This is a genomic window from Comamonas sp. B-9 (genome assembly GCF_000410635.1).
GTDB lineage: Bacteria > Pseudomonadota > Gammaproteobacteria > Burkholderiales > Burkholderiaceae_C > Comamonas.
Window position 1 is genome coordinate 24,556 of the sequence record NZ_KE148567.1, and the last position, 10,646, is coordinate 35,201.

General features: G+C 65.2%; 12 protein-coding genes. 7 read left to right on the top strand and 5 right to left on the bottom strand.

Translation table 11 applies throughout. The features are described from left to right. Window positions 1–1,083, top strand: a 1,083-nt coding sequence (locus H928_RS31545) for an alpha/beta fold hydrolase (RefSeq protein ID WP_158400525.1), incomplete at its 5' end; no start/stop codon positions are given. Window positions 1,084–1,141: 58 nt separating this feature from the next. Beyond that, the gene (locus H928_RS0112020) at window positions 1,142–2,383 is read left to right on the top strand and encodes a PLP-dependent transferase (RefSeq protein ID WP_021026733.1); all 1,242 of its coding nucleotides are present in this window, start codon (window positions 1,142–1,144) and stop codon (window positions 2,381–2,383) included. A gap of 50 nt (window positions 2,384–2,433) precedes the next feature. Here H928_RS0112020 and H928_RS0112025 read toward each other — a convergent pair whose 3' ends face one another. After that, entirely contained in the window at window positions 2,434–3,048 is a 615-nt protein-coding gene (locus tag H928_RS0112025; protein ID WP_052329953.1) for an arylesterase, read from the bottom strand. 79 nt (window positions 3,049–3,127) lie between these two features. On the opposite strand from H928_RS0112025, the gene H928_RS0112030 reads away from it, so the two are divergent. The 5 genes from H928_RS0112030 to H928_RS0112050 all read left to right on the top strand — a co-directional run bounded on the left by H928_RS0112030 (window position 3,128) and on the right by H928_RS0112050 (window position 7,793). Beyond that, entirely contained in the window at window positions 3,128–3,841 is a 714-nt protein-coding gene (locus H928_RS0112030) for an ABC transporter ATP-binding protein (RefSeq protein ID WP_052329949.1), read from the top strand. 265 nt (window positions 3,842–4,106) lie between these two features. Further along, window positions 4,107–4,703 (top strand): phosphatase PAP2 family protein, encoded by a 597-nt coding sequence (locus H928_RS27430; RefSeq protein ID WP_021026736.1) that lies wholly within the window; start codon window positions 4,107–4,109, stop codon window positions 4,701–4,703. Window positions 4,704–4,706: 3 nt separating this feature from the next. Then, window positions 4,707–6,323, top strand: coding sequence for a glycosyltransferase family 39 protein (locus H928_RS27435; protein ID WP_084635780.1), 1,617 nt, complete (start codon window positions 4,707–4,709; stop codon window positions 6,321–6,323). Between the two features lie 113 nt (window positions 6,324–6,436). Continuing rightward, a complete protein-coding gene (locus tag H928_RS0112045) occupies window positions 6,437–6,994 on the top strand; it encodes an NADPH-dependent FMN reductase (RefSeq protein ID WP_027010874.1) in 558 nt (185 codons plus the stop codon). Window positions 6,995–7,121: 127 nt separating this feature from the next. Continuing rightward, the gene (locus H928_RS0112050; RefSeq protein WP_021026739.1) at window positions 7,122–7,793 is read left to right on the top strand and encodes an alpha/beta hydrolase; all 672 of its coding nucleotides are present in this window, start codon (window positions 7,122–7,124) and stop codon (window positions 7,791–7,793) included. A gap of 9 nt (window positions 7,794–7,802) precedes the next feature. Here the strand turns inward: H928_RS0112050 and H928_RS0112055 are convergent, their stop codons facing one another. The 4 genes from H928_RS0112055 to H928_RS0112070 form a co-directional block, all read right to left on the bottom strand. Beyond that, window positions 7,803–8,627 (bottom strand): zinc-dependent peptidase, encoded by an 825-nt coding sequence (locus H928_RS0112055; protein WP_021026740.1) that lies wholly within the window; start codon window positions 8,625–8,627, stop codon window positions 7,803–7,805. A gap of 1 nt (window position 8,628) precedes the next feature. Beyond that, on the bottom strand, window positions 8,629–9,486 hold the full coding sequence (locus H928_RS0112060; protein WP_021026741.1) for a UDP-2,3-diacylglucosamine diphosphatase: 858 nt from the start codon (window positions 9,484–9,486) through the stop codon (window positions 8,629–8,631). Between the two features lie 17 nt (window positions 9,487–9,503). Beyond that, window positions 9,504–10,010 carry a peptidylprolyl isomerase gene (locus H928_RS0112065; RefSeq protein ID WP_021026742.1) on the bottom strand — a complete coding sequence of 169 codons (507 nt, stop codon included), beginning with the start codon at window positions 10,008–10,010 and terminating at the stop codon, window positions 9,504–9,506. Window positions 10,011–10,078: 68 nt separating this feature from the next. After that, on the bottom strand, window positions 10,079–10,606 hold the full coding sequence (locus H928_RS0112070; protein ID WP_021026743.1) for a peptidylprolyl isomerase: 528 nt from the start codon (window positions 10,604–10,606) through the stop codon (window positions 10,079–10,081). Between the last annotated feature and the right edge of the window lie 40 nt (window positions 10,607–10,646).

The window sequence follows — 10,646 nt, forward strand, 5'->3', positions numbered from 1 at the left end:
ACCGCCGTGACCATGGGTGTGCTGGCAGACGAGGCTGCAGCCCTGCTCACCGAATTTTTTGGCAAGCGCCGCGTGCAGCAGAAACAGCAGGCGCTGGCCAGCCACCCGCTGCGCGACGACGCACTGCGTACGCCCGATGCGCTGTTTGCCCCCGCATTGGATTGCGCCTGCCCCAGCTGCTTTTACAGCGATTGGCCGGCCTTGGACGGACTGCGCCTGCATGCCAAAGACAGCGCGGGCCAGAACCCCGCGCCATCGGCCGCTGCCCGGCAATGGCTGCTGCTGCCCGGCCTGCCGGCGCAGCAAGGGCTGTTTCGCGAGCTGGCAGCCGGCCTGGCCGCGCGGGGGGACCGCGTGCTGGCCCCGGATTGGCTGGGCCTGGGGCGCAGCGACAAACCCAAAAAGGACCAGCGCCTGGGCGATGCGCAGCAGCTGGCGATGCTGCAAGACCTGATCCAGCATTTGCATCTGGATGGCGAACAGGGGCTGGTCATCGTCGCCCATGGCGATGCTGCACGCCTGGCCCAGGCGCTTGTGGTGCAGCAGGCTGCGCTGGGCAAGCCGGTGCAAGGGATGTGGCTGATCAACCCGCCCAATGCTGCAGCGCCGAGCGCCGGCTACCGGCTCTGGCTGGAGCAGGTGGCGCGCAAGCCGGCGCTGGATATCGCCGCCGCACTGGGCAGCAGCGCTATGGGTGCGGCCCTGGATGCAGACCGCCAGCAATGGGCAGCGCAGTTCCCCGACAAGGGCTACCGCGCCGGGCTGCGCGCCTGGGCGCGTGATGCCTTGGTGGCCCTGGATGCCCCCGTTATGGCGCCGGCTGCATCAGCGCAAGCACTGCCGGTGCTGGTCAGCCTGGGTGAGCAGGCCCGCTGGTGGCCAGCGCCGGCGGATGGGCTGGATGCCTGGCTGGCGGTTGTCGTAACAGCGGCTGGTAGCGCCGGGCCGCTGGCTTGGCAGCGCTGCGCAGGTGGTGACTGGCTGCCCCTGCAAAACAGTGCGGCACTGCTGCAGGCCAGCCGCTTCTTTGAGGCGGGTGCCAAGCCCGCAGCGCTGGGCTTGGTGGCGGCTGCTTTGCGCTGAGCCTATCTGCTGCACAATAGCCCGCAGCTGTTCCGTTTTCTGACCGACTTTTTTTGCTATGAGCTCCACCCCCAAAAACCAGGCACCGATCACCGGCATCATCCACCACCCCTATGCGCCAAATGCGCCGTTTGCAGCGCCGCAGCCCGGCGTGTTCAAGGCGTCGAGCGTGTTCTTCCCCAACGTGGCGGCGATGCGCAGCTGGGACTGGAAGGACAAGAGCGCCTTCACCTATGGCCTGCACGGCACGCCCACCACCTACATCCTGGAAGAGCGCATTGCCACGCTGGAAGGCGGCAGCCACTGCGTGCTGGTGCCCAGCGGCCTGGCATCGATCTCGGTGATTGGCCTGGCGCTGCTCAAGAGCGGCGACCATGTGCTGCTGCCCGACAACGTCTATGGCCCGAGCAAGGGCTTTGCCGAGAGCGAGCTGCAGCGCTTTGGCGTCAGCATCGGCTACTACGACCCGATGCGCGTGGACCATTGCGCCAGCCTGATCCAGGACAACACCCGCCTGGTGTGGCTGGAGGCCGCCGGCTCGGTCAGCATGGAGTTCCCTGATCTGGTGGGTCTTGTGCGCCTGTGCAAGGACAAAGGCATTGCCACGGCGCTGGACAACACCTGGGGCGCGGGCCTGGCCTTCAACTGCTTTGACCTGGATGGCGACGGCAGCTACCGCACGGGCGTGGATGTGTCGGCGCATTCGCTCACCAAGTACCCCAGCGGTGGCGGTGATGTGCTGATGGGCTCCATCGTGACGCGTGATGCCGCCGTGCACCGCAAGGTGCAGGCCACGCATATGCACCTGGGCCTGGGCGTGGGTGTGAACGATATCGAGACCGTGCTGCGCAGCCTGCCCAGCCTGGCACTGCGCTACCACGCGCAAGATGCGGCAGCCCGGCAGCTGGCCGCCTTCATGGCCGAGCAGCCCGCCGTGGTGCAACTGCTGCACCCGGCCTTTGCTGGCTCGCCGGGCCATGCGCATTGGCAGCAGCTCTGTGGCGCGGGCAGCGTGGCGGGCAAGCAGGGCGCAGCCGCAGGGCTCTTCAGCGTGGTGATCGATCCGCGCTACAGCCAGCAGCAGATCGACCTGTTCTGCGAGAGTCTGCGCCTGTTCAAACTGGCCTACAGCTGGGGCGGCCCGATCAGCCTGGTGGTGCCCTACAAGATTGGCAGCATGCGCGCGCTGGGCGACTCGCAGCTGCAGCCGGGCACGGTGGTGCGCTTTTCGATCGGACTCGAAGATGCAAACGACCTGCAACAGGATCTGGCGCAAGCGCTGAAAAAAGCCTTTGGCTAAGGGTTAGATCCCAACCTTTAAACGCCGCCAGCACCGCGCTGGCGACATTTTTATTTCATCAGCTTTTGCAGCTCGGGCCAGACATTGGCCAGCAGTTGCGGGTGGGCGCTGGCCAGTGGGTGGATGCGGTCGGCCTGGAAGTTCTTTTCCGCGTTGGGCACATCGGCCACGCCATGCAGCAAAAAGGGCACGACGGCGGTTTTCTTCTCGCGCGCCAGGCTGGTAAAGACCTGGGCAAAGTCCGTGGTGTACTTGCTGCCGTAGTTGGGCGGCACCTGCATGCCCAGCAGCAGCACCTGGGCGCCAGCCTTTTGGGCGCTGTCCACCATTGCCGCCAGGTTGGCCTGGGTGCTGGCCAGCGGCAGGCCGCGCAGCGCATCGTTGGCACCGAGCTCCAGCACGACGATGCCGGGCTTGTGCTGCGTCAGCAGCTGGCCAAAGCGGGCCCGGCCGCCGGCGGTGGTGTCACCACTGATGCTGGCGTTGTGCACCTGGTAGGCGTTGGCGTTTTTGCTTTGTTCGAGCTTGTCCTGCAGCAGCGCCACCCAGCCGGTGCCGCGAGCAATGCCGTATTCGGCGCTGATCGAGTCGCCCACGACCAAAATCGTGGCGGGCGCCTGTGGTGCAGCCGCCTGTGCTGTAAAACCTATAGCGGCGGAGGACATCATTGACAACGCTACGATGCTGCGAAGACACCGGCGTCGCGTGACGGGTGTTCGATCATTGGAGGAAAGATTGGTTGTCATGACAGATGCAGTGCTTTCTCAATCGCAGGCGCCTGAGGCGGTGTTGGTGGCCCAGGGCCTGGGTAAATCGGTCTCGGATTCGACCGGCAGTTTGACCATTCTGCGTGATGTGGACTTTAGCATCGCGCAGGGAGAAACTGTCGCGATTGTCGGTGCATCGGGCTCGGGCAAAAGCACCTTGCTGTCGATCCTGGCGGGCCTGGATACGCCCAGCGTGGGCACGGTGCGGATTGCAGGCCAGGACCTGTTTGCGCTGAGCGAGGATGACCGGGCTGCGCTGCGTGCGCGCACGATGGGATTTGTGTTTCAGAACTTTCAATTGATGGGCAATTTGACGGCGCTGGAAAACGTGATGCTGCCCCTCGAGTTGGCCGGCCAGCGCGATGCCCGCAAGCAGGCGACCGCCATGCTCGAGCGCGTGGGCCTGGGCCAGCGCCTGTCGCACTACCCCAAGCTGCTGTCGGGTGGCGAGCAGCAGCGCGTGGCACTGGCCCGCGCCTTTGTCGTGCAGCCCGCCGTGCTGCTGGCCGACGAGCCCACCGGCAGCCTGGACTTTGCCACCGGCGAAGCCGTGATGCAGCTGGTGATGGACCTGAACCGCGAAGCGGGCACCACCTTGATCATGGTGACGCACGACCGCGCCATTGCCGCCCAGTGCCAGCGCGTCATCACTATCGCCGCCGGCGCCGTCGTCCAAGACAGCCGCATTTAGAGCCACTAATACAACCCTTGATACGTCGTTGCCTGGCCGGCCGCACCCTGCCTTGTCGTACTCCTGTACTGCCTGCGGCAGGGCGCCTAGTCTCAACCGCAAACCTGCGGTTTGCTGGGTCGTCTTAGTGGCTCTTATGTGTCTACCACTTTTTTCCATGCATTAAGACATCGGTAAGCTCCGCCCGCCACAGTGCCAACCTACAGAGTGCGCTGTTGCCGGGTGAACACCCATCCAGAGCGGCCTTCTGCCAGAGAGGCTTGTGATGGAAGCATTGAATCTGCAATGGTTTGCATGGATGGCCGGGGGCTTTGCACCCACGGCCTGGGTGTTGGAGCTGGCCCGCTGGCTGGGCATGGACGGCGTGGTGCTGGCCGGGGCCGCGCTGCTGTGGCTGTGGTGGAAGCGGCCGGCCGACCGCCTGTACCTGCTGGGCAGCATGCTGTGCTGCGCCGCTGCCGTGTTGCTGGCGCACCGGCTCGCCGTCTGGCTGGGGCATCCCCGCCCCTTCGTGATGGGGCTGAGCCCCGCCTGTATTGACCATGCCGCCCGGGGCTCACTGCCCAGCGCGCATGCCAGTTCACTCTTTACTCTGGGCTTTTGCCTGCTATGGCTGCGGCAGTTGCGCCTGGGCGGCGCCGCCATCGTGGCCGTGGCGCTGGCGGTGAGCTGGGGCCGGGTGTACTGCGGCGTGCATTTTCCGCTTGATATCGCAGCCGGCGCGGCGCTGGGCGGGGTGATTGCGCTGTTGTACGGCTGGCTGTGGCGGCATGCCGGGCCGGTGGTGCAAGACCCTGCCGAGCTCGCGTTGCAAGACGCCGCAGCGCCACGCCCTGCGTCGCAGGCGGCATCGCTGGAGTAGGGCATGCACAGCCTTGCTTCTGCGCGGGCCATGCCCGCCCGCTTTGCCTGGACGATCGAGGCCCGCATGGCGGTCCTGGTGGCACTGTGGCTGCTGGTGCTGGCCTGGCTGCGGCCGCTCAGCGATCCGGATGAGGGCAGGTACGCCGTGGCTGCGTTGCAGATGCTGCGCAGCGGCGACTGGGTCACGCCTGCGCTCAACGGCCTGCCGTTTTTCCACAAGCCGCCGCTGTACTACTGGCTGGCGGCCACGGGCTTGCAGCTTGCGGGTGTGCATGAATGGGTGGCGCGCCTGCCATCGCTCTTGGGCGCATGGCTGGCGGCCATGTCCTTGTTGGTCCTGCTCAAGCGCTATGCCAGCCAGTCGGTGGCCGTGGCTGCGGCCGTGGTGCTGGTGACCATGCCCTATACCTATATGGCCGCGCAGTACGCCAATATGGACATGCTGTTGGCCGGCTGCCTGACGGCCTGCATCTGCAGCGCCGCAATGGCGACCCTGGAGGCGCGCCAGGCCACCGGCCGTATCCGGGGCATGGCCTGGATGGGCTGGCTGGCTGCGGCGGGCGCCTGGGCCGGGTTGGGTTTTTTGGCCAAGGGCCTGATTGCGCTGGTGCTGCCCGGTATGGTCTGGGCCCTCTGGCTGGTCTGGGACCGGCGCTGGCGCCAATGGTGGCTGCCTTTGCACGCCGCGGCATGGCTGCCGGTGCTGCTGATTGCTGGCCCCTGGGTGTTCATGGCGCAACAGCGCCACAGCGGTTTTTTCCACTACTTTTTTGTCACCCAGCACTTTCAGCGCTACACCGGCAGCAGCTTCAACAACCCCCAGCCCTGGTGGTTCTATGGCGCGGTGATCGCGCTGGCCGCCTTGCCCTGGACCGGCTGGGCGCTGGCTGCTGGCTGGCGCAGCTGGAGGCGCAAACAAACTGCCGCACCGATATCGCTGCCAGCAGCACGGCCTGCAACGCCGGCTTTCGTGCAAAGCCTGGACCGGCTGATGCTGGTCTGGTTTGCCGTCATTGTGCTGTTCTTCTCGGTGCCCCACAGCAAGATCGTGGGCTATGTGCTGCCGGCGCTGCCACCGCTGGCCTATGCGGTGGTGCGCCTGGTGCAAGCAGCTGGCTGGCAGCGCTGGGGCCGGCGCACTGCGGCCCTGGCCGCGCTGTTGTGTGTGGTCTTGGCGGTGGTATTGGGCACGGTAGCCGTGCCTGCGAAGGCCCAGTGGCGCGCACTGCGCAGCCTGCCGGTGCAGTCGGCGGACCGGCTGGTGATGCTGGAGCACCTGTACTACGAAGTGCCTTTTTACCTGCCCGCGATGGCCGATCCGCTGGTGGTGGACGACTGGCGCACCGAAGGCCAGCAGGCCGACAACTGGAAGAAGGAGCTGAGCGATGCCGCGCAATTTGCGCCGCAGCTGGGCCGCCGTGTCTTGCTGGATGCGCAGGGCTTGCAAGCCTATGCCTGTGCGCATCCGCAGCAGCGCTTGTGGGTGGTGGGCAGCGCCGAGGCCGCCCAGCGCCAGATGCCGGCGGTGGCGGCTGCTGCACCAGCCCTGCACCTGGGCAGCACCCAGGTCTGGCAGCTGCAGGCAGGCCAGGCTTGCGGCAGTGGTATCGTGAAATGAGTCACCGCGCGTCCATGGCCGCGCAGTTCGCCTTGGCCTACATCAGTCGTCACCAAGCAGGGGTATAACCAGAGGCTTTCATCCTTGTGCATGTCCTGAAAGTGAGAATGACCGTGGCAAAACCCCAAATTGGCATCATCGTTGGCAGCAACAGCAAGACCTCGATCAACAAGCAACTGGCCCATGGCCTGGTGAACCTGGTGCAGGACCAGGCGGACTTCGAGTTCCTGGACCTGAGCGCGCTGCCGTTCTACAACCGCGATGACGATGCGGACGCCTATCCGGCAGCGTTTACCGCATTCAAAGACAAGGTGCGCAGCAAGAACGGCATCCTTTTTGTGACGCCCGAGCACAACCGCTCGGTGCCGGCCTACCTGAAAAACGCGCTGGACGGTGGCAGCCGCCCCTATGGCAGCGGCGCATGGAATGGCATCCCTGCCGGCATCATCGGCACCTCGACCGGTGGCCCGGCAACGTCGATGGCCCAGCAGCATCTGCGCAATATTCTGGTGTTCCTCGACATGCCTGCGATGGCGCAGCCCGAGGGCTTTATCCGCTGGACCGATGGCCTGGTCAGTGCCGATGGCAAGGTGGCCGAGGCCAGCGAAAAGTTCTTGCGCAACTACATGGAGCGCTTTCTGGCCTGGGTGGCGCTGCACTCGAAGAAATAAGCCATCAGCGCTGGGCACGGGGCGCCAGCGATGGCGCCCCAGCCGCAGCAAAGCGCTTTGCTGTGGTTCCCACCATGGTTGCCAAGGCTGCGGTACGATGCAGCCAATTTTTTTGAGCAGGGCTGCCATGTTGAACCTTCCCCTTCACCACTTGTACCGCGCCGCTGCGGCGGATACCCCAGCACCCTGGTTGCTGGTACTGATGCATGGCGTGGGCAGCAATGAGCAAGATCTGTTTGGCCTGGCGGGCATGGTGCCACCGGCTTTCCATGTGCTGAGCCTGCGCGCGCCCTACACCCTGGGCCCCAGCAGCTATGCCTGGTTCCAGTTTGGGGTGAACCCCGATGGCAGCCGTAGCATCGACACCGCCCAGGAAAAAGCCAGCCGCGCGCTCGTCGCACAGACCTGTGCCGAGGCGGCCCAGGCCTTGCAGATACCGGCCCAACGGGTGGTGGTGGGCGGTTTCAGCCAGGGCGGCATCATGTCGCTGTCGGCGCTGCTGACCCAGCCGCAGCTGCTGCAGGCCATCATGGTGTGGCACAGCCGCCTCTTGCCCGAGATTGCCGCCGAGCAGGTCGCCCCGGCGCAGCTGGCCGGGCGCCAAGCCTGGATCAGCCATGGCACGGCCGACAATGTCATTCCGCTGGCGCAGGCCCATGCGATTCGCGCAGCGCTGCAAGCGACGCCTGTTGACCTGGCCTACCACGAGTACCCCTGCCGCCATGAGCTGCACCCGCAAGAGCTGCAGGACAGCATCGCCTGGCTGCAGGCGCTGACACAGGCACAGCAGCGCGGCTAAGGTCCGTAATTAGCCGGCGCCCGGCCGGAACAACCCGGCCAGCATGCGGTCGAGCTGTGGCCATTCCTGCGCGAGGTGGCTGCGGTTGACAAAGAAGGCCTCGCAGGCCACTGCAAAGAACTCGGCCGGTGCAGTGGCGCCATAGCTGTCCAGCCAGGGCGCGGGCTCGCCAAAGCGCTGGGCTTTGGCGATCGCATGGCGAAAGGCGTCAAAAGCCGATGCCCAGGTGCGCTCCCAGGTCTGGCGTGCTTCGGCGGCGCTCGCCAGGCCCAGAAAATGGCCGGGCAGCGAGGGGTAGCCATCGGCACCGCCATTGCGCATATCGATCTTGTGGCAGAACTCGTGGATGACGACGCTGGTGCCGCGCTCGTTTTGCTGCAGCGGGTCCTGCGCGATGGCCGCCCAGCTCAGGGTGACAGGGCCATGCTGCATCGCTTCGCCTTCGAGCATCATGCGCCGGTGCGACACCAGGCCCGCCTCGTCGTGCATGTCGCGCGCAGCGACCATCGTGCCCGGGTGCACGACGATGCCAACAAAATCATCGTAGAGCGCAATGGCCTGCTGCGCCTCACCCCGGTGGAGCAGCGGCACGCAGGCCTGGGCGGCAATGGTCAGCGCCATCGCATCGCTCACCACCAGGCCATGGGCGCCCGAGAACTGTTTTTGGCGCAGAAATAGCGCGCTCAAGGCTCGCAGCTTGGCTTTTTCTTCCAGCGACAGCGCTTGCAGGAACGGGTATTTTTGCAGCACCTGCAACCACAGGGCGGCGGGGATTTCGGGCACGGGGCGCGCCAGCGCGCGCAGACGTGACCAGGTGCGCTGCAGCCATGCCATCTCAGCGTCCTTGCTGTGGCGGCCGGGCCAAATAGTCGCTCAGCGCAATGCGCTGCAGGCCGGCGGCATCGATGCGCAGCACTTCGGCGCGGGCAGGTTCCAGGTCGGTGTCCCAGTCGCTCAGCACCACGCGCTGGTGATTGGCATCCAGCGCGTGGCTGGCCGGGCGGTGGGTGTGGCCGTGGATCAGCGTGGGCGCCTGGGCCTGCTGCAACCAGGCCAGGGCGGCCTGGGTGTCGACATCGGCGGTGATGACCTCGCGCATGCGGCGCGCCTCGCTCTGGCTGCGCATGTTGCCTGCCAGTTGCCGGCGCTGGGCCAGCGGCTGGGCCAGAATTTGCTGCTGCCAGGCGGGGCTGCGTGCCACCGCACGAAAACGCTGGTACTCGCTGTCTTCCACACACAGCGCATCGCCATGGCTGAGCAGCCAGCGCTGGCCCAGAAACTCCAGACAGCTGGGGTCGGGCAGCAATTGCATGCCAGTGCGCTCGGCAAACTGCGCGCCGATGAGAAAGTCGCGGTTGCCATGCATGAAAAAGAGGGCGCGCTGGCCACTGGCCTCGCGCAGGCTCTGGGCGCAGGCCGCTTCAAAGCTGCCGGTCTCGTCCAGCGCATCGTCGCCGACCCAGGCTTCAAACAAATCGCCCAGCATAAAGATCGCATCTGCGGTACTGGCTTTCAGGTACCGCTGCCAGCTGTGCCAGGTCAGTGGCAGCTGGGGTTGCAGATGCAGATCAGAGATGAATTCGATGCTGCGCCAGGCGGGGGGCGCAGCGAAGGCATGGACTGCCGTGGTGGCCAACTGGGCGCGCAGCGCCTCATGGGGGGCTGCGGCACTAGGGTTGGTCGGGCTGTCCATGCAAATGGTGGCGCCTATTACAGGGCCACAGCCTTTTCGATCAGCACTTCGTCCTTGGGCACGTCTTGGTGCATGCCCTTGGAGCCGGTCTTGACGGCCTTGATCTTGTCGATCACGTCATTGCCCTTGACCACCTTGCCGAACACGGCATAGCCCCAGCCGCTAGGCGTGGGCGAGGTGTGGTTCAGGAAGTCGTTCTTGGCGACGTTGATGAAGAACTGGGCGGTTGCCGAGTGGGGATCGCTGGTGCGGGCCATGGCCACGGTGTACTGGTCGTTCTTCAGACCGTTTTGCGCTTCGTTCTGGATCGGCGCCTGGGTGGACTTCTGGTCCATGCCCGATGCAAAGCCGCCGCCCTGGATCATGAAGCTGTTGATCACACGGTGGAAGATCGTGCCGTCATAGTGGCCGCTCTTGACGTAGCTCAGGAAGTTCTCGGTGGACTTGGGGGCTTTGTCTGCGTCGAGTTCCAGCGTGATGACGCCGTAGTCTTTGATATGCAGTTCAACTTGTGGATTGCTCATGGTGTGTTTCCTGTTGAGAAAGGTGGGAAGGGCGCCGCAGCCCGGTTGGGGGCCAGCGGCAGGGCCATTTACTTGACGACGGTGGCCGACTTGATGATGACCGGGGTCTTGGGCACGTTCTGGTGCGGGCCGGCATTGCCGGTTTGCACGGCCTTGATCTTGTCGACCACGTCATTGCCGCTGACGACCTTGCCAAACACCGCATAGCCGTGGCCATCGGGGTTGGGGGCGTTCAGCGAATCATTGTTCTGCACATTGATGAAGAACTGCGCGGTGGCCGAGTCGGGCACTGCCGTGCGGGCCATTGCAATGGTGTAGGTGTTGTTCTTGAGGCCGTTGTTGGCCTCCAGTGGGATCGGCGAGCGCGCAGGCTTTTGCTGCATATCGGGGGTGAAGCCGCCGCCCTGGATCATGAAGTTGCCGATCACGCGGTGGAAGATCGTGCCGTCATAGAACTTGTCGTTCACATACTGCAGAAAGTTGGCCACCGTCTTGGGCGCTTTTTCTGGATTGAGCTCGACCACGATGTCGCCCATCGAGGTCGCCAGTTTCACGCGGGGCTGGTCCGCTGCTTGCGCGGCGCTCGTCAGCAACATGCCGCCGGCCAGTGCCAGGCCGCCCAGAATGGAAAGAGTG